Below are 18,257 nucleotides of genomic sequence, written 5' to 3'. Positions count from 1 at the left end.
GTTCCGTGACGGGCCGGCGTAGCGGCGGATCGTCGGGGGTGAGACGGGCGGCGTGAGGCATGTGGTCTGGTCCTTATCTGTACTTTGTATCAATATTAGTCCAGATATGGATTATTGCAAGGATAATTGGGTATAATCGCGTCCCAACAAGCGAACGAGATTACGAGGAGCGGCGGGCGATGTGGGTGCGAGCAGTGGCGGTAGCGGTGGTGGCAGTAGCTTGTGGTGTGGCGACGGCGCAAGCGCAGGCGGCCCAGTATTCGGAGGTGTGGAATCCGCCTGAGGCGGCGCATCCGGTAAAGCGGGCCAAGGGGCGTACGGCTGTGCCTGTGGATGCGAGGAAGGTTGCGGTGAAGGGCGCGCCTCGCAAAAAGGTCGCGTCGGTTCGCGCTGCCCCTGGAACCAAGACGCACCTCGCGCGTCAAGCGACGCCCCACGTAAGGGTCGCTGCTGCGGGTGTATCCGGTCGGTCTGCACATGCCTCGACGGTAAAGATGGCTGGCGCCAGGAGCGTATCGAGCAGGCCGCTCAAGGTGGCCCGTTCCAGTAGTGGCCATGTGCAGATGGCGGCAGTGCGTCCCAAGGCGACGCAGCGCAAGCAGCAGAAAATCGCCGCAAAACCGGTTTCGACACAGCCGGCGTCCGCAATGGCGGGCGTAGCGCCGAGACCGGCTCCTGCTCAGCCGGACGCCACGATGGCGAGTACGGCAGCAAGGCCTGTAGCCCAAAGCAGCAATTTGCCGCCGATCCTGCACTGAGTTCGTACGGTTGGGCTGAGTTTGCTTCCAGGAGGATCACGCCGCTTTTCGGGGGCGCCCTCCCTTCTTGCCGTTCTCCCTCGCAGCCGTCGCTTTCGCCTCCGACTTCGCACTCCCACCCACCCGTCCGATATCGCGCATCCAGGCTTTCGAGCCGAACACTCCGTCGATCAGGGCATGCACCGAGACCACTTCATCCAGCGCGGGAAACAGTAGCGCGGAGCCTAGACCGAAAATCTCGATCTGACGAAGGTCGGCTGCCACCGCTTCGTGCAGCCCTTCGATATAGGCGATCGGAACCAGCAGCGAAATACCATTGGTTAGCGTAATTTCCAGCCGCTTCGTTCGTGGCTTGTAGCAAGCCGTGCGCGCGGCAGGCCGCTTTGCCGTTTCCGCCCCTCGCTCGCGCGCGAGGCGCCATTCTTCATGCGTATTCATGCGTGGATTCCTTTCCATGCGGAGCACAAGAACGGCACCAGTTCGTTCACGCGCTTAGCGAGCTTGCGTGCCTCGCGTTCCGAATAGCCTCTAACCTCACGGATCGATACTGGGCCGGCTGGGCAATTCAGTTCGTAAATTATTTCACCATCAGGCCCAAGCACATGCACGTGCGGCGGCGTGTGGTCATGTGGATAAATGACGATGATCAAACCGTCGATTCGGGCAATGATTGGCATATTAATGATTATATACCGTAGCCGCTTGGGTTTTATGCGCCGCGGCAGAACGATGCCATGCGCCTTGAGGACAAGTCAAACCCCACTCCCCAACCCACCCGCCAGCAATCTCAGCGTCTCCACCGATCGCGCGTCCCGCAACCGCGAATGCAGTGTGACGCGCGATTCCGGCAACGGCGGCAAGCCAAGCCTCTCACCGACGTCGATCAACCTCCGCGGGGCCACCCGTCGCGCCAACGGCGCCACAGCCAGACCGGCCGCCGCCGCTGCGCCGACAGCAGCCACTCCACCGCCAACAAACGCTTCGCGCCACGCGATGCCCGCCTCGTCCAACGAATGAATTGCCACAGCGCGCACATTGCACGGCGCAGTGAGCAGCGCGAGCGGCAGCGGCTCGCCGACCCGCAACAGCCACTCCGGCGCCGCGAGCCAGCCGAGTGGTTCGCTGAAAAGCACCGTCGCATCGTCGCGCGGCGCATCCTCAGGCTCGTAGCGGACGATCACCGCGTCGAGCCGTCGCTCGTCGAACTGTGCCAGCAGTGCCGACGACATGCCCAGATGCAGTTCGATTACCAGCCCCGGATCGTAGCTGTTGAGCTTTGCCAGCAAGTCCGGCAGGTCTCTGCCGGCGACATGCTCGCTCAAGCCCAACGCCAGCCTGCGCCGTTCCACCGACAACGAACCAAGCGCCCGTTCATGTGCGTTCAGCAGATCGCGCGCGGCCATGAGAAACGCGTGGCCATCCGCGGACAGCCTTACGACACGCGGCGTGCGTTCTACTAGCTGCTTGCCTAGATGCGCCTCCAGCCGCTTGAGCTTCAGACTTACGGCCGACTGCGTGGTATCGAGCGCATCCGCCGCGCGAGTGAAGCTGTGCAGATCGGCGACCAGAACGAACGCGCGAACCGCATCGAGATCGAGTACTTTCATTTCAATTGAAAATATATGAAATAGCCGATGATGTCTGTTAATTATGATCGATGCGGTCTAAGCTGTGTACTCAATCTTCATCGAAAGGAGCTTTCATCATGCCGTTCACCCGAATTGCTGTCCGCGCCGGCAAGCCGGCGGCTTACCGGAAGGCCCTCACACAAGGCATTCAACGTTCGTTGATTGAGGTGTTCAATGTGCCGGAGGACGACATGTTCATGGTCGTCACCGAGCACGATGAGGACAACTTCTTTTATGGCAAGCACTACCTGGACATCAACCGTAGCGACGATCTCGTGCTGATCCAGATCACCGCGAACAATACGCGCACCGTCGAGCTGAAAAAGGCGCTGTACAAGCGGATCGCCGAGCTTCTGGCGGAAAGTCCAGGCGTGAGGCCGGAAGACGTGTTTGTGAATCTCGTCGACGTGCCGAAGGAAAACTGGTCGTTCGGTAATGGGATTGGGCAGTACGCGACTTAGGATCGAGCTGTTTGGCGATCCTGGCGCATAGGATGGCGAATCGATTTGGGTGCGACCCGGCTGTTTGCGGGCTATGTAGCATGACCGGAAAGAGGCTATGCCTCTTTCCTCTACCTGCTGTGAGCGGCTGCGCCTGCTGTGATGGCGGCGACCTGACCCCGACGGTCAGCGCTGCCGCGCCGTCACACGCTATCGTTGTTCAAAAGAACCGGCGGCGCCAAGGTGTTTTGAGTTTGCGACAGCGGCGCGGCACTCGGAGAGTCGTAGCGACCCGCCTTCCAACGCGCACGAATGAACGGCCGATCGTGGCCGGATACCTTGAGGGCAATGTGCGTCACCCAGCGCTGTGTCGGCACATGGACGCCGTGCAGTCCCACCGTCAGCATCATGAGGCTGACAGCGACGGGCACCGCGGACAAGCGGCCCGGCTCTGCATCCCACGACCAGCGCACGAACAGCAGCGCGGTCACCGCACCGACGATACAGCCGGTGATCGCCTCAGAGGGTGAGTGGGCACTCAGCACCACACGTGACATCCCTACAGCGATGCCCGCGACCAGTCCGAGCAACACGCCCACAAGGCGAAACTTGGGCCGTGCGGGCAGCAGCATCAGGAACAGGGCAACCGGATAGACGGCGGTGGACAGCATGGCGTGACCGCTTAGGCCGGTGAAATCCAGTTCGCGCACGCCGACGCCCCAGCCGAGAAAAGCCAGCTTGGTAACGGTCACGACGCCGATTGCCGCACTCAGCAGCAACAGCCAGCCCGCCGCCATGCGCCACGAGTAGCCGAGCGCCAGCCACAGCGCGATCGCAATGGCGAGCGGCAGCGTCAGGCCGGCGCCGCCGAGGCTGGTGATCGAATACCAAAGGTGATAGGACAAGTCAGGCATGGAAAGGAAACGTGGCAAGCGCCGCGTAGAATCAGGACCGTAGTTATATTTAACGCGCCAGCCGTCCATCTGGCCGACAAGGATCAAGACAGGGTTTACGTGTTCAATCTATCTGACTGTCAGTATAGACGGGAGTGCCCGACGGAGTTTGCACGGCGGCCATTTGGCGCCGTTTTGGCGGGAGGCGCCGATCTGCCGGTTACTCCTGCTTACGTATGAAACCCTGGGCAAAAAGTCTTGGCAATGCGCCGTACCACCGCGGACAGCCAGACACTGCGTGACTGCGAGCCCGGAAATAGGGATGCGCCAGGCGTTCGGCGCAGCATCGGAATTGGTGTTATTGTGCATTGCACAACGACCTACGGTTCGAACCTGAGGTTTTGTAGAACAGTATCGGTCCCTTTTTGCGAGGTCACCATCCGATGGCAAAAAGTCTGACGAAAATCTGGCTCGGCGGTCTGAAGCGTCTGATGTCGATTCAGGCCAAACACGCGCGCGACGTCAAGCGCACGGCCGCGCGGCCAACCCGGCCGACGGGCAAAGTGTCCGCCAAGCTCAAACCGGTCAAACCCGTACCCACACTGCGTACGCCCGCCAAACGCGAGACGCCCCGGCCGGGCGCGCGCGAATCGCGTGTGCGTCCGCGGGCAGCCGCCTGGGCGAGCGGATCGTGGACGCGCTCGTTCCATTCGGCGCCGGCTGCGCCGGGGCGCCTGGTCAATCATCTGCAATATGGCTTGTATGTGCCGCCGGGGACGCCGTCTGCGCCGCTGCCGCTCGTTGTGATGCTGCATGGTTGCAAGCAGTCCATCGACGAATTCGCCGAGGGCACTCGCATGAACCTGCTCGCCGATCGGTTCGGCTTTGCAGTGGTGTACCCCGAGCAGTCCAAGCATGTCCACGCGCACCTTTGCTGGCACTGGTACGACGCCAGTGACACCGCCGGCGGCGCCGAGGCGCGCGCCGTGGTGTCGCTGGTCGACGCGCTGGTCGCCGAACATGGCTTCGATGGTGAGCGCGTATATGTGGCGGGGTTGTCGGCGGGAGCAGGGCTGACGGCCTTGCTCGCGACGCACTATCCTGAACGGTTCGCCGCGGTTGCGATGCATTCTGGACCGGCGTTCGGCGAGGCCCGCTCGGGGATCGCGGCAATGGACGTCATGCGGCGCGGTACGCGGCACGACCCGATCGTGCTGGTCGACGAAGCCGTCGATGTCCGAGGTTTTCCCGGTATGCCCGCCGTCATTATCCATGGCGACGCGGATCATGTGGTCGCGCCGGCCAATGCGGAGCAGTTGACGGCCCAGTTTCTGCGCCTGAACGGGTTGGTGGATGCCGAGGGCAAGCTCATAGCGGGCGAAGAGCGAGAGGAGCGTAAAGCGGGGGTCGTGACGCGCGACTACATCCGGGGCGGACGGCGCGTGGTGCGTATGTGCCGCGTTCAGGCTCTGGGTCATGCGTGGAGCGGTGGTGACGACGCGGTGCCGTTCCATTCGTCCAAAGGACCCGATGCGAGCGCGCTGATCTGGGAGTTTTTCAAATATCAGCGACGCGCGACGGCGACTCGCGAGACCGCGCGTGTTTCCGTGGGAGCCGCGTCGGGCGGGGCTTAGCGGGAAAAAGACGAAGCCGGAGAGCAGTAGAGCAACACCTCAGAAAAGATATCTTGGCAGAACCTAGGGTTTTCCCTATAATACGGGTTATCCACTAGGAATTAACCCTAGATCACTGTCCGAGGTTCACCATGTATCTCTTGACCCGCTTGTTCCTGTTCCTGACGAAATCCGCTGACCAGATGGCCAAAGAGCGTAGCGACGCTTACCTGGCTGAAGCCACGGACCTGTATGACCTCGAGTTTCGTATGCGCAAGCTCGACCGTGAAGCAGCGACACGTCACCCGGCGTGGATGACCCAGCACTAAGCAGGCTGTAGGTAGCTTTACCTGCGTTACTGTAGTTCGATCATGTGAGTGCTTACTAGCGGGTGAATCGCCCGAGTGAGTCACTTGCCGAATCGAGCCAAGGTCCGTTCACGCGCTTCCGCGTGATCGACGATCGGCGCCGGGTAGTTTTCCCCAAGCGTCACCCCGAAGTCCGCCAGCCGATCTACGCCAGCCAGCCAGGGCGCGTGAATCCACTTCGGCGGCACGTTCGACAATTGCGGAAGGTAGCGTTTGATAAAGCGCCCTTCCGGATCGAATTTCTCCGATTGGGTCACCGGGTTGAAAATCCGGAAGTACGGTTGCGCATCGCAGCCGGTTGACGCCGCCCATTGCCAGCCGCCGTTATTGGCCGAAAAATCGAAGTCGTTCAATTGCTCGGCGAAATAGCGCTCGCCGAGGCGCCAGTCAATTCCAAGATCCTTCACCAGAAAACTCGCCGTTACCATGCGCAGCCGGTTGTGCATGTAGCCCGTCTGGTTCAGCTGCAGCATGGCTGCGTCGACCAGAGGGTAGCCGGTGCGGCCATCGCACCATGCTGCAAACGCGGCGTCGGCTTGCGGACCGGTTTCCCAACGTAACTTGTCGTACTCGGCCTTGAATGCCGACCCGCTCGACAGCTTCGGGTGATACGACAGGATCATGAAATAGAAATCCCGCCAGATCAGCTCAGAGAGCCATGTCGCCGCGCCTTGTCCGTCCGGCTGCAATGAGATCTCGTGCGCGAGCCGCGCTAATGTGCGGATCGACACGGTACCGAAACGCAGATGCATCGAGAGATAACTCGGACCCTTTACGGCCGGGAAATCGCGACGCTTGCCGTAGCCCGCGATCCGGGTAAGGAAATCGTCGAGCAGATGTTGGGCGCCGCTCATGCCGGTAGGCAATTTCAGTTCGGCGAGATTGCTGGGCGCGAAGCCCAACTGTTTGAGCGTGGGCAGGCCGCGATCCAGCCCAGTCGGCGGAGCGGCCAGATGCGCCAAATACGTCTCCACTGGATACGGCTTGAGATCGAAGGCGTTTAGCTGCTTCAACCACGCATTCTTGTACGGTGTGAACACCGTGAACGACTTGCCTTGTCCCGTGAGAATCTCGTCGCGTTCAAAGATCACCTGATCTTTGAACGTGATCAACTGGCGACCCTGCTCGGCCAACTGTTCGTGTACCGCTTCGTCACGCTCGATCGCAGCGGGTTCGTAATCATGGTTCGTGAAGACCGCTTCGACCTCGAGTTGCGCCGCCAGTGCCGGAACCGCATGGCGGGCATCGTCATGCAACACGATCAGGCCGCCGCCATTCTGACGCAGCGCCTGATCGAGTTCCTCCAGCGCGGCGCGAATGAATTCGACGCGCCGGTCTTCGGGTAGATGATCCGGCCGGCGGCTACGCCATGTCTCGATGATCGGCTGCAGGATCGTCGTGTCGAATACGAAGACGCACCAGACCCGTCGGCAATGCTTCAGCGCGTAGTAAAGCGCGGCCTGGTCCGTGCTGCGAAGATCGCGGCGAAACCAGACGAGGCCGGTGTCGAATTCGGTATTCAGGCGTCGGACGCGCGTCATGAGTATCGATTGATGGAGTGGGAGCGCCGTCTCAGGTCAGGCGACCTGCAAGCGCACGTCAACATTATTGCGCGTGGCGTTCGAGTACGGGCAGACCTGATGCGCCGCGTCCACCAGTTCGCGGGCCGCTTGGGCCTCGAGACCCGGCAGTGACACCCGCAGTTCGATGTCCAGTGCAAAGCCGCCATTGTCGTTCGGGCCTACGCCGACACCTGCCGTGACCGTCGTGTCCGCGGGCAACGCCTGCTTGCGCTGACCGGCGACAAACTTCATCGCACTAAGAAAGCAAGCCGAGTACCCGGCGGCGAAGAGTTGCTCCGGATTCGTTCCGACCGCGCCATTGCCGCCCAGTTCGCGCGGCGCAGCCAGCTTGACATCCAGAACCTGATCCGACGATACCGCGCGGCCATCGCGTCCACCCGTGCTGGTTGCCGTTGCCTTGTAAAGTACGCTCATTTCGCTGCTCCTTGGTTTGGGTCGGAAGATTGCCGCGCTTCGCGCTGACCATCGTCGAATCGGCATGCTATAAAGATAGCTCACTAATCATTAGTGTGCAAACGAAATTGCAAATGAAAGTGATAGCCGCCCTGCAGGTCGTGCGAACTAGTGGTCGAGATAGTCGTTGAGCGTGCCACGCAACTGTGTCAGATCGTCGCGCAACTGGATGAGGAATTCCGGAGACTGTTGCGTAGCGCAGAAAATATCGGCGGGCACGTCGCGCGCCATGCGTTTGAGCGCCGCGCCCTGCTTGGTGAGCCGGATATAAACCAGCCGCTCGTCTTCGACGCCGCGCGTCCGCTCGAGATAACCCTGCGTTTCGAGCCGTTTCAACAGCGGCGTGACGGTGGCGGAATCGAGATTCAACCGCGCCGCGATGTCCTTCACGGTCACATCGTCGCTTTCCCAGAGCACCAGCATGGCGAGGTACTGCGGATAGGTTAGCCCGAGCTTTTCGAGCAACGGTTTATACGCCTTCGTCATGGCGAGCGAGGTCGAATAGAGCGCGAAGCAGAGTTGCTCGTCGAGCGTAAGCGGAAGGGCGGGGCGTTGGGTCATGACGCGGCTCAGTCAAAATGGACGCACGCAAATGGATTGCGCACAAAGCAATTGTGACGTAATTCCGCCGTGCGCGCAGCATGCGACCGGCTAAGAACGGCAACCTGGCGCAGCGCGTAAAGATAAGACTTCAGCTAGCCGGCGTGGTAGGCAGATCAGGCGTGTCGGACGTTTGCACCCCAAAACATCCGCGATAGGTCGCGTAGAAGGAGCAGTAGAGCATCGTCGTGACGATGATCGTGGCCGGCATCAGCGCGGCGACCGCGAAATCTCCCGCGCCGAGCGCCTGCATGAGCGCGGTCAGTCCGAACGAGACGGTAGTGGCCACCGCAAACCACAGCGCGCCAAACACGATAAAGGCGCCGCGGTTGCGCCAGCAACTGACGATGCTGAAAAACATCGCCTTGACGGGCGACACGTCGTGCCACGCAGCGAGGATCGGCGCGAACCAGAACAGCATTACCACCGGAATATAGAAGACCAGCGCTGCAAGGAAGCCCATCGTGATGTTGCTGTTGACGATCGTGTCCGGGTCCATCGTCGTCGTGCCCAGCATGACCTTGAGCAGCATGCCGTCATCGGCGAGCGCCGAGCCGGCCAGCACGAGCGCCATCGCGACGAGGTACAGCACCCCAAGCAGAAGCAGGCGTTTGGCGACGACCGAGCCGTACGAGCGAAAGCCGTCTACCAGAATGGTGGGAAACACCGGTTTGCCCGCGATCGTGTCTCGGCAGGCGGCCATAAAGCCCACCGCGACGCCCGGAATGAACGCGAGCGGCAGCACGCCGCCGACGTAAGGAATCTGCGCGACCAGCGTCATTACCAGCAGATACGCAAAGAACAGCGTCAGGAAGGCGAGCGGGTTCTTGCGAAACAGCCAGATACCTTGCCGAAACCATACATAGCCGGTCTTCGCGGGAACTTCAATTAGTTGCATGAGGTATGGATGCCTGGAAGTGCAGCGCCGGAAAGGCGTTCGCGCAGAATGCGCTCGAAATGGCCCGGGTCGTGCGGCTTGAGCAGTTCGGCCGCCCGCGGCATATGAAAATCATACAGGCGCGAGACCCAGAAGCGGTAGGCGCCCGCGCGCAGCATGTCGCCCCAGTGACGGTTCTCTGCGGGGGTAAACGGCCGTACAGTCTGATAGGCGCGCAGCATCGCCTCGACGCGCGCGTCGTTCAGCTTGCCGGTCGTCAGATCGACACACCAGTCGTTGACGGTTACCGCCACGTCGAACAGCCATTTGTCGCAGCCGGCAAAATAAAAATCGAAGAACCCGCCCAGACGCACTGTGTGCCCGCTGGCCGGCGCCGCGTGGGCGAACAGCACGTTGTCGCGGAACAGATCGCAGTGGCACGGACCTTCGGGCAGTGCGGCGTAGTCCGCTGAGGCGAAAAAAGCCTGCTGGTGCGCGAGTTCTTCGCTGAGCAACGCACGCTGTGCGTCGGTGAGGAACGGTAGCACGCTCGGCACGGTTTCCTGCCACCACGAGAGGCTGCGCAGATTCGGCTGATGACGCGGGTAATCGCGCCCCGCGAGGTGCATGCGCGCCAGCATCTGACCGACCTCGATGCAGTGCTCGACGCCTGGCGCCAGTTCCGGTCCACCCTCAAGCTTGGTCACGATAGCGGCTGGCTTGCCGTGCAGCATGCCGAACAGGGCGCCGTCTTCGCGCGGCATCGGGTCCGGCACCGGCACCTGGTGCGCGGCCAGATGCTGCATCAGGTCGAGGTAGAACGGCAGTTGCCCGGCCGTCAGCTTTTCGAAAATCGTGAGGACGTATTCGCCGCGCGTCGTCGTCAGAAAGAAGTTGCTGTTTTCAATACCCGAGGAAATGCCGCGAAACTCGACGACTTCGCCGAGATCGTAATGTCGCATCCATTCAGCCAGTTGGGGTTCGGTGACAGCAGTGAAGACAGCCATGCGGGAAACGTCGGATCAGGTGGTCGGGCTGGCGCGGTGCGGCCAGTGCGGCAAGGTATGGGTAATCAGGGCAAGCGGGACAAACCGGTTGAAGGCCCGGGCGCCAGGCCGCGGGCGATTCACTGCGTGCAAGCGGAGCCGTCCGCGCTCCGCTGCTGGGCCGCACTCAAACGATCGATTAGTAGCTCAGGCTCATGGACGGCAGACGCGTGCTCGGATGGCCGCTGTTGTTTGCGGTAGGCGATGTGTCGAGCGGTGCACCCATGTGATAGCTCGTGCCGAAATTCGAATGCACGTCGATTTCTACCGGCTTACCCTTGTCGCGATATTCGGTAATTTCAGTGCCGTTCGGGCTCTTTTCGTAGAAACTCGGCAGCCGCGGCTGGTTGATTTCGACCTTCGAGCTGACCTCAGCGGCCGGACGGTTGATCGCGGCCAGGTCAGGCAGCCCAGCCTGTTCATTGGCGGACAAGGGCGGGCTGGCGGGCGGCGTTGCGTCTGCGGGCTGGGCAGCCATCGCGGTGTTGCCGATGGCGAGCGCCAAAGCAACGGCGACGGGAAGGAGCGGCTTCATGGTCATTCTCCAATAAGGTGCCCCGATTCTAGCAAATCCAGCCTTGCCCACGCGGAGCGTCAGGCTTATTTTGCGCCGCTTTCGCGCTTCGTGTGCGCGGCATGCGCTCAAACGTGCCGACGCCCGCTGGTCCGTCCCCGGATGACCAAACGGTCAGGTTTCCGTGGTAATGTGGATTCATCACTCGAGGCGAACGAAGATGAACAACAACACCAATCAGCGCGCGGTGCAGACACCCGCCAATGACTTCCCGACCGAGGCCTTCGACGACGCAGCGGATGCCGTGACTCACCTGTCCGCTATCTACGAAGCCAACACCTCATTCCTGCGCGATGCCTTCGCGCGTTACCGGCGTAATGAGCTGTTCGAGCGCCGGGTGCGTGCGTGTTACCCGTTTGTCAGGGTGTCGACCGAGGTCAACACGCATATCGATTCGCGCCGGTCCTATGGCTTCGTGGCTGGCCCGGGCGTGTTCGAAACTACCGTGACGCGGCCCGACCTGTTCGGCAACTATTATCGTGAGCAACTGCGTCTGCTGGCGAAAAACCATCACGTGCAGATCGAAGTGGGCGTGTCGGATCAGCCCATTCCGGTTCATTTCGCCTTTGCGGAAGGGATCCACCTCGAAGGTGACCTCGATCGCGAGCGGCTGCTTGGCATCCGTGACGTGTTCGATACGCCGGATCTGCGTTTTCTCGACGATCGCATTGTCAACGGCACCTACGAGCCGGGGCCCGGCGAGCCGCATCCGCTCGCGCTGTTCACGGCCGCGCGGGTCGACTTCTCGCTGCATCGGCTCAAGCACTACACGGCGACTTCGCCCACGCACTGCCAGAACTACGTGCTGTACACGAACTACCAGTTCTACATTGACGAGTTCGTCAAACTCGGCCGCACGATGATGGGACATACGGACGACGAAGAGTTGCGCGCCTATCGCAGCGAATACACGTCGTTCGTCGAGCCGGGCGACGTGATCACCTACAACGAGAATCTTGGCGAGCAGGCCGTCGAAGGCACGGCGCCGCCGCGCTTGCCGCAGATGCCCGCATACCATCTGAAGCGTGCAGACGGCAGCGGCATCACGATGATCAACATTGGTGTGGGCCCGTCGAACGCGAAGACCATTACCGATCACATCGCCGTGCTGCGCCCGCATGCGTGGGTCATGCTTGGCCACTGCGCCGGCTTGCGTAACACGCAGCGTCTGGGCGACTACGTGCTGGCGCACGGCTACGTGCGTGAAGACCACGTGCTCGACGACGATCTGCCATTGTGGGTGCCGATTCCTGCGCTCGCAGAAGTGCAGGTGGCGCTGGAGCGGGCGGTCGCGCAGGTGACGCAGCTCGACGGCGTCGAACTGAAGCGCGTGATGCGTACCGGCACGGTGGCGAGCGTCGACAACCGCAACTGGGAGCTGCGCGATCACCGCGAACCGGTGCAGCGTCTCTCGCAGAGCCGGGCGATTGCGCTGGACATGGAAAGCGCGACGATTGCCGCGAATGGCTTCCGGTTCCGCGTGCCTTACGGCACCTTACTTTGCGTCTCCGACAAGCCCTTGCATGGCGAACTGAAGCTGCCGGGCATGGCCGACCAGTTCTATCGGGCGCAGGTGGATCAGCACTTGCAGATCGGCGTGAAGGCGATGGAGTTGTTGCGCATGAACGGTCTGCATCGTCTGCATAGCCGCAAGCTGCGCAGCTTTGCTGAGGTGGCCTTCCAATAACCGTAACCTGCTCGCTCTAGAACTGGCCGAGGCCGGTTAGCCCTATCAGGCTGCCGGCGGCCAGCAGCCAAAGCGGATGGATGCGCGTCTTGATCGCAAGCACGGCGCATACGGCGGTAATGGCCCATGCAATCAACGTCGTATCCGACGCATGCGCGATCAGCGCAGCACTTGCCGCCACTAGCCCCGCCGTCACCGGCACCAGTCCGGCTTGGGCATAGCGCCGCCACGGGCGGTCCTTAAAGCGCTCCCAGGCCTTGAGCGCGAGGATCGTCACAATCGAAGACGGACCGAACTTCGCAACCGAGGTCACCAGCATCCCCGCCCATCCGGCCACGTGCCATCCCACCAGCGTCACGACCATCAGGTTCGGGCCGGGTGCGGCCTGTGCCAGCGCGAAGAGCGCGCTGAACTCGCTGGCTGGCATCCAGTGATGCACGTCCACCACCTGGCGCTGCATCTCCGGCAGGATCGTATTGCCGCCGCCGAAGGCAAGCAGCGATAACTGGCTGAAAATGATGGCGAGTGAAATCAGGGTGCTGCTCATCGTGCGGCCCTCGATGCGAGATAGATACTCAGCGGTGTGAGCACCAGCATGGTGGGCAGCAGAGGGAAACGCAGCAGCGCGATCGCCACGAAGCCCAGTGCGGCAATAGCGATCGCGGCCGGTTTGCGCCATAGCGGCAGCAGGATCTTTACCGCCATCGCTATCAGCAGGCCCGCAGCCGCGGCCGCGAGTCCCGCAAACAGATGGCGGATATGCGGATCGTTCTGCGTGTGCTCGTACAGCACACCGAGGCCGATCACGACCAGCGACGGCCCCGCAATCAACCCAAGCAGGCCTGCTAGTGCGCCCGGCAGGCCGCGAAAGCGCATGCCGATCGCCACCGAAAGATTGATCACGTTGCCACCCGGCAGGAACTGGCACAGGCCGAGCAGATCGGTGAAGTCCGAGGCGCTGAGCCAGCGGCGCCGCTCGACGATCGCGCGCCGCGCCAACGGCAGGGCGCCGCCGAACGAGATCAGCCCGAGACCGAGGAAGCCGCTGAATATCTCGCCGATGGTGGGCGGTGACGCAGGGTTGGCGTCGGTTGAAGTGAGGTTTTGATTCATGGTGCGCGCCGTGTTGTCCATGCTGCGGAGGTTAACTCCGATTCATCTTTGGGCAAAACGATTTTTCGGGCGCTTCTTTGTGATCTAGAATCACAAGCATGGCTCGCAATCTTCCCCCCTTTCCGGCGCTACGTGCCTTTGAAGCCGCGGCGCGGCATGAAAGTTTCACCGCTGCTGCGAACGAACTCCATGTGACTCACGGTGCAATTAGCCGGCAGGTCGCCGCGTTCGAGGCGTGGGTTGGCGTGCAGGTATTTCATCGTATCGGCAAGCGCGTGCGGCTAACAGACGACGGCCGCCGCTACCTGGCAGCCGTCCAGGCCGCGTTCGACAGCATCGCCCTCGCGACCAATCAGCTACGCGATAGCGGCGTCGTGCATGTGCTGCGCATCAACGCGCTGCCTACGTTTGCCATGAAATGGCTGCTGCCGCGGCTCAACCAGTTTCAGCGCAAGATGCCCAACGTTGAATTGCGGCTGTCGACGTCGAGCGTGCCGTTCGAGATGCTGGAAGGTTATGACGTCGCGGTCAGGCGCGGTCCCGAACATTGGCCGAACTGTGTGAGCGGACACTTTCTTGGAGAGAGCGAGCTGCCCGTGTGCAGCCCGGCGCTATTACAGCGCTCGCCGATCAAGGTAGCCGACGATCTCGCGCGTCATGTGCTGCTGCATTCCGATACGCGGCCCGATGCGTGGCGCAACTGGCTGACGGCGGCAGGCGTGAAAGCGAAATGCCGCAAGAAGCAGTCGTTCGATCATTTCTATCTGGCGTTGCAGGCGGCTGTGGACGGACTGGGCGTCGCCCTCGGACCATTGCCGATGCTGGCCGATGAACTGGCTTCGGGACGCCTCGTGATGCCGCTCGACGCTCCGCGCACCGACGCGCGCGGCTATTGGTGGGTAGCGCGCCGCGAAGTCGCGCACGCGCCGGTGGTCGAGCAGTTTTGCCGCTGGCTGCAGGAGCAGGGCGATCAGGCGGACGAAGTGGGGGATGCTTCGCCCGGCTGATCAACTCACGTCACAGATAGAACATCCGGTCTTCATCGGACTTCGCAGGATGCGGTTCTGCCTCGTCGCGGTCTTCGTAGAACTTCAGCACCGCTTCGAGCACCTGGTCCGGATCGTCGATCACCTGCATCAGGTTCATGTCGTCCGGATTGATGAGGCCCATCGGCACCAGCGAGTCCTTGAACCACGCCAGCAGGCCTTGCCAGAACTCGCCGCCCACCAGAATGATAGGCACGTGGCGCGACTTCTTGGTTTGAATGAGCGTGAGCACTTCGGCCAGTTCATCCAGCGTGCCGAAGCCGCCCGGCATCACGATCACCGCGTCCGAGTTCTTCACGAAGGTCACTTTACGCGTGAAGAAATGGCGGAAGCGCAGGGAGATATCTTGCCACTGGTTGCCCGATTGCTCGTGCGGCAGCTCGATATTCAGGCCCACTGACGGCGCCTTGCCTGCATGAGCGCCCTTGTTGGCCGCTTCCATGATGCCGGGGCCGCCGCCGGAGATCACCGCAAAGCCCGCATCGGAGAGCTTGCGTGCGATTTGCGTGGCGAGTTTGTAGTACGGCGAGGCCGGTTTCAGGCGCGCCGAACCGTAGATACTGACAGCCGGGCGAATCTCCGAGAGGTACTCGGTCGCCTCAATAAACTCTGCCATAATCGTGAACATCTGCCACGATGCGCGGGCCTTTTTGGCTGTCGCGCGCTCTTGATCTGCGAGCGATCGCAGACTCGGAATCACTTTTCTCTTGTTCATAATGCCTGAAGAACGAATCCTGGAAGCTGAGCTGGAAGGTAAGACCCTGCTACTGGTTGACGGTTCGAGTTATCTGTACCGGGCCTACCATGCGATGCCTGATCTGCGCGGACCCGATGGCGGACCGACGGGTGCGCTGTATGGGATCATCAACATGCTGCGGCGCATGCGCAAGGAAGTCACAGCAGAGTATAGCGCGTGCGTGTTCGACGCCAAGGGCAAAACGTTCCGTGACGACTGGTATCCCGACTATAAGGCGAACCGTCCGTCGATGCCGGAAGACCTCGCCCGGCAGATCGAACCGATTCACGTTGCGGTGCGCGCGCTCGGCTGGCCGCTGCTGATGATCGACCACGTCGAAGCCGATGACGTGATCGGCACGTTGAGCGTCGCTGCCGAGAAGCGCGGCATGAAGGTGATCGTCTCGACCGGCGACAAAGATCTGGCGCAACTGGTGACGGACAAGGTCACGCTCATCAACACGATGACCAACGAGACGCTCGACCGTGCCGGCGTAGTGGCCAAGTTTGGCGTGCCGCCGGAACGGATTGTCGATTACCTGTCGCTGATCGGCGACACCGTCGACAACGTACCTGGCGTCGAGAAGTGCGGTCCAAAGACGGCGGTCAAGTGGCTTACGCAGTACGAAACGCTCGACGGCATCGTCGCTCATGCGGATGAGATCAAAGGCGCAGTAGGCGACAACCTGCGCCGCGCGCTGGATTTCCTGCCCATGGCGCGCAAGCTCGTAACCGTGGATACGGCTTGCGATTTGACGCCGCATCTCACATCGATCGAAGAGAGCCTGACAAGCCGTCCCGAAGCGCGCGATGAACTGCGCGATATTTTCTCGCGTCACGGCTTCAAGACGTGGCTGCGTGAAGTCGAAGTGGCGGAGGTCGTGGAAGGCCCTGGCGCTGGCGTGGATGTGGCGCCTGTGATCGACGGCGAGCGCAAATACGACACCGTGCAGACGTGGGAACAGTTCGATACGTGGCTCGCGAAAATCAATGCGGCGGAACTGACCGCGTTCGATACCGAAACCACCGCACTCGATCCGATGCTGGCGCAACTCGTTGGCATTTCGCTGTCGGTCGAGGCGAACTCGGCCGCGTATATTCCGGTGGGGCACCGCGGGCCTGATCATCCTGTGCAGTTGCCGCGCGACGAAGTGCTCGCGAAGCTGAAGCCGTGGCTCGAAAGTGCCGAGCACAAGAAAGTCGGTCAGCACATGAAATACGACGAGCAGGTGCTCGCGAACTATGGCATCGCGATGAACGGCATCGAGCACGACACGCTGTTGCAGTCATATGTGCTCGAATCGCATCGCACGCACGATATGGACAGCCTCGCGCTGCGCCATCTCGGCATCAAGACGATCAAGTACGAAGAGGTTGCGGGCAAGGGCGCGGGGCAGATTGGTTTCGACGAAGTCGCGCTCGAACAGGCCGCGGAATACGCAGCGGAAGATGCTGACATCACGTTGCGTTTGCATCAGGCGTTGTACCCGCAGGTTGCCGCAGACGCAGGTTTGAAGCGCGTGTATAGCGACATCGAAGTACCCACGTCCCGCGTATTGCGCAAGATGGAGCGCAATGGTGTGCTGATCGACGCTGAGAAACTGCGCCAGCAAAGCAATGAAATTGCGGCGCGGCTGATCGAACTGGAGACCGAAGCTTATGTCCTCGCCGAGGGCGAATTCAATCTCGGCTCGCCCAAGCAGATCGGGCAGATCTTCTTCGAGAAACTGCAATTGCCGGTGGTCAAGAAGACGCCGAGCGGCGCGCCCTCGACCGATGAAGAAGTCCTGCAGAAGCTGGCTGAAGACTATCCTTTGCCCAAGCTGCTGCTTGAACACCGTGGCCTGTCGAAGCTGAAGTCCACGTATACCGACAAACTGCCGCGCATGGTCAACGCGCAAACGGGCCGCGTGCATACCAACTATGCGCAGGCGGTGGCGGTCACCGGACGGCTTGCTTCGAACGATCCGAATCTGCAGAACATCCCCGTGCGCACGGCGGAAGGCCGTCGCATCCGTGAGGCATTCATTGCGGCGCCGGGTCACAAGCTCGTCTCCGCGGATTATTCGCAGATCGAACTGCGCATCATGGCGCATATCTCGGGCGATGCGTCGCTGCTGCGTGCTTTCGCGCAGGGCGAGGATATTCACCGCGCCACCGCTGCGGAAATCTTTAGCGTGACGCCGCTCGAAGTTTCGAGCGACCAACGGCGCGTCGCCAAAGTGATCAACTTTGGCCTGATCTACGGGATGAGCGCGTTCGGTCTGGCTGCCAACCTCGGCATCACGCGCGATGCGGCGAAACTTTATATCGACCGCTACTTCGCGCGCTATCCCGGCGTCGCAAGTTACATGGACGAGACCCGCGCGAGCGCGAAGGAAAAGGGCTACGTCCAGACCGTGTTCGGACGCCGCCTGTGGCTGCCGGAAATCAACGGCGGCAACGGACCGCGTCGTCAGGCTGCGGAACGCGCTGCCATCAACGCGCCAATGCAGGGCACCGCAGCCGATCTGATCAAGATGTCGATGATCGCCGTGCAGGACTGGCTGGAGGCGTCGAAGGTCGGCACGCGCATGATCATGCAGGTGCACGACGAACTGATCCTCGAAGTGCCCGACAGCGAACTGTCCGAAGTACGCAAGCGCTTACCTGAGCTGATGTGCGGCGTAGCCGCTCTGAAAGTGCCGCTAGTCGCCGAAGTGGGTGCGGGCATGAACTGGGAAGAGGCACATTGACGCAGAGTTGACTATCAAGCGATATCGTCGTGCGCATGTCACATATGCGCCTTGATGGCTTGTGGCAAACCCTGCTGCTCGCAGACAATCTCTGACAGACGGCCCCTA

General features: G+C 61.5%; 20 protein-coding genes. 7 read left to right on the top strand and 13 right to left on the bottom strand.

The annotated features are described in order from the left end of the window. Positions 1–179 precede the first annotated feature (179 nt). Positions 180–758, top strand: a complete 579-nt coding sequence (locus BUS06_RS22140; RefSeq protein WP_074266576.1) for a hypothetical protein — start codon at positions 180–182, stop codon at positions 756–758. A 36-nt stretch (positions 759–794) separates the two neighbouring features. On the opposite strand, the gene BUS06_RS22135 is transcribed toward BUS06_RS22140, so the two are convergent. The 3 genes from BUS06_RS22135 to BUS06_RS22125 all read right to left on the bottom strand — a co-directional run bounded on the left by BUS06_RS22135 (position 795) and on the right by BUS06_RS22125 (position 2,365). Next, complete coding sequence (locus BUS06_RS22135; RefSeq protein ID WP_074266575.1) at positions 795–1,196, bottom strand: DUF2442 domain-containing protein; 402 nt, start codon at positions 1,194–1,196, stop codon at positions 795–797. Continuing rightward, on the bottom strand, positions 1,193–1,435 hold the full coding sequence (locus BUS06_RS38675) for a DUF4160 domain-containing protein (protein ID WP_074266574.1): 243 nt from the start codon (positions 1,433–1,435) through the stop codon (positions 1,193–1,195). The genes BUS06_RS22135 and BUS06_RS38675 overlap by 4 nt, the downstream gene beginning before the upstream one ends. Positions 1,436–1,510: 75 nt before the next feature. After that, positions 1,511–2,365: a LysR substrate-binding domain-containing protein gene (locus tag BUS06_RS22125; RefSeq protein ID WP_074266573.1), complete on the bottom strand. Its 855-nt coding sequence runs from the start codon at positions 2,363–2,365 to the stop codon at positions 1,511–1,513. 98 nt (positions 2,366–2,463) lie between these two features. Between BUS06_RS22125 and BUS06_RS22120 the strand changes: the two genes are divergently transcribed. Then, on the top strand, positions 2,464–2,847 hold the full coding sequence (locus tag BUS06_RS22120; RefSeq protein ID WP_074266572.1) for a tautomerase family protein: 384 nt from the start codon (positions 2,464–2,466) through the stop codon (positions 2,845–2,847). 182 nt (positions 2,848–3,029) lie between these two features. On the opposite strand, the gene BUS06_RS22115 is transcribed toward BUS06_RS22120, so the two are convergent. After that, positions 3,030–3,740, bottom strand: a complete 711-nt coding sequence (locus tag BUS06_RS22115; RefSeq protein WP_074269233.1) for a phosphatase PAP2 family protein — start codon at positions 3,738–3,740, stop codon at positions 3,030–3,032. Between the two features lie 422 nt (positions 3,741–4,162). Between BUS06_RS22115 and BUS06_RS22110 the strand changes: the two genes are divergently transcribed. Both BUS06_RS22110 and BUS06_RS22105 read left to right on the top strand, forming a co-directional pair. Next, positions 4,163–5,353, top strand: a complete 1,191-nt coding sequence (locus BUS06_RS22110) for an extracellular catalytic domain type 1 short-chain-length polyhydroxyalkanoate depolymerase (RefSeq protein ID WP_074266571.1) — start codon at positions 4,163–4,165, stop codon at positions 5,351–5,353. A gap of 131 nt (positions 5,354–5,484) precedes the next feature. After that, positions 5,485–5,661, top strand: coding sequence for a DUF3563 family protein (locus tag BUS06_RS22105; RefSeq protein WP_074266570.1), 177 nt, complete (start codon positions 5,485–5,487; stop codon positions 5,659–5,661). Positions 5,662–5,741: 80 nt separating this feature from the next. Here BUS06_RS22105 and BUS06_RS22100 read toward each other — a convergent pair whose 3' ends face one another. The 6 genes from BUS06_RS22100 to BUS06_RS22075 form a co-directional block, all read right to left on the bottom strand. Continuing rightward, positions 5,742–7,241, bottom strand: a complete 1,500-nt coding sequence (locus BUS06_RS22100) for a cryptochrome/photolyase family protein (protein WP_074266569.1) — start codon at positions 7,239–7,241, stop codon at positions 5,742–5,744. A gap of 36 nt (positions 7,242–7,277) precedes the next feature. Further along, positions 7,278–7,697, bottom strand: coding sequence for an organic hydroperoxide resistance protein (locus BUS06_RS22095; protein ID WP_074266568.1), 420 nt, complete (start codon positions 7,695–7,697; stop codon positions 7,278–7,280). Between the two features lie 147 nt (positions 7,698–7,844). Then, positions 7,845–8,297 carry a MarR family winged helix-turn-helix transcriptional regulator gene (locus BUS06_RS22090; RefSeq protein ID WP_074266567.1) on the bottom strand — a complete coding sequence of 151 codons (453 nt, stop codon included), beginning with the start codon at positions 8,295–8,297 and terminating at the stop codon, positions 7,845–7,847. Positions 8,298–8,427: 130 nt separating this feature from the next. Then, positions 8,428–9,234: a BPSS1780 family membrane protein gene (locus BUS06_RS22085; protein WP_074266566.1), complete on the bottom strand. Its 807-nt coding sequence runs from the start codon at positions 9,232–9,234 to the stop codon at positions 8,428–8,430. Continuing rightward, complete coding sequence (locus BUS06_RS22080) at positions 9,225–10,220, bottom strand: homoserine kinase (RefSeq protein WP_074266565.1); 996 nt, start codon at positions 10,218–10,220, stop codon at positions 9,225–9,227. Before BUS06_RS22080 ends, BUS06_RS22085 begins: the two co-directional genes overlap by 10 nt. Before the next feature lie 178 nt (positions 10,221–10,398). Next, the gene (locus BUS06_RS22075; RefSeq protein ID WP_074266564.1) at positions 10,399–10,794 is read right to left on the bottom strand and encodes a hypothetical protein; all 396 of its coding nucleotides are present in this window, start codon (positions 10,792–10,794) and stop codon (positions 10,399–10,401) included. A gap of 199 nt (positions 10,795–10,993) precedes the next feature. Here BUS06_RS22075 and BUS06_RS22070 point away from each other — a divergent pair, with 199 nt between their 5' ends. After that, complete coding sequence (locus BUS06_RS22070; RefSeq protein ID WP_074266563.1) at positions 10,994–12,520, top strand: AMP nucleosidase; 1,527 nt, start codon at positions 10,994–10,996, stop codon at positions 12,518–12,520. A gap of 16 nt (positions 12,521–12,536) precedes the next feature. On the opposite strand, the gene BUS06_RS22065 is transcribed toward BUS06_RS22070, so the two are convergent. Both BUS06_RS22065 and BUS06_RS22060 read right to left on the bottom strand, forming a co-directional pair. Then, a complete protein-coding gene (locus BUS06_RS22065; RefSeq protein WP_074266562.1) occupies positions 12,537–13,067 on the bottom strand; it encodes a chromate transporter in 531 nt (176 codons plus the stop codon). Then, positions 13,064–13,633, bottom strand: a complete 570-nt coding sequence (locus BUS06_RS22060; RefSeq protein WP_074269232.1) for a chromate transporter — start codon at positions 13,631–13,633, stop codon at positions 13,064–13,066. Before BUS06_RS22060 ends, BUS06_RS22065 begins: the two co-directional genes overlap by 4 nt. A gap of 98 nt (positions 13,634–13,731) precedes the next feature. Here BUS06_RS22060 and BUS06_RS22055 point away from each other — a divergent pair, with 98 nt between their 5' ends. Further along, a complete protein-coding gene (locus BUS06_RS22055; RefSeq protein ID WP_074266561.1) occupies positions 13,732–14,640 on the top strand; it encodes a transcriptional regulator GcvA in 909 nt (302 codons plus the stop codon). A gap of 10 nt (positions 14,641–14,650) precedes the next feature. Here the strand turns inward: BUS06_RS22055 and BUS06_RS22050 are convergent, their stop codons facing one another. Next, positions 14,651–15,394 (bottom strand): LOG family protein, encoded by a 744-nt coding sequence (locus tag BUS06_RS22050; protein ID WP_074266560.1) that lies wholly within the window; start codon positions 15,392–15,394, stop codon positions 14,651–14,653. A gap of 1 nt (position 15,395) precedes the next feature. Here BUS06_RS22050 and polA point away from each other — a divergent pair, with 1 nt between their 5' ends. Beyond that, positions 15,396–18,149 carry a DNA polymerase I gene (gene polA / locus BUS06_RS22045; protein WP_074266559.1) on the top strand — a complete coding sequence of 918 codons (2,754 nt, stop codon included), beginning with the start codon at positions 15,396–15,398 and terminating at the stop codon, positions 18,147–18,149. Positions 18,150–18,257: the final 108 nt, after the last annotated feature.

This window comes from Paraburkholderia phenazinium, assembly GCF_900141745.1.
In the GTDB taxonomy this organism is placed as follows: domain Bacteria; phylum Pseudomonadota; class Gammaproteobacteria; order Burkholderiales; family Burkholderiaceae; genus Paraburkholderia; species Paraburkholderia phenazinium_B.
The sequence above is the reverse complement of the archived record's forward strand: the minus strand, read 5'-3'. Positions and strand labels throughout refer to the sequence as shown.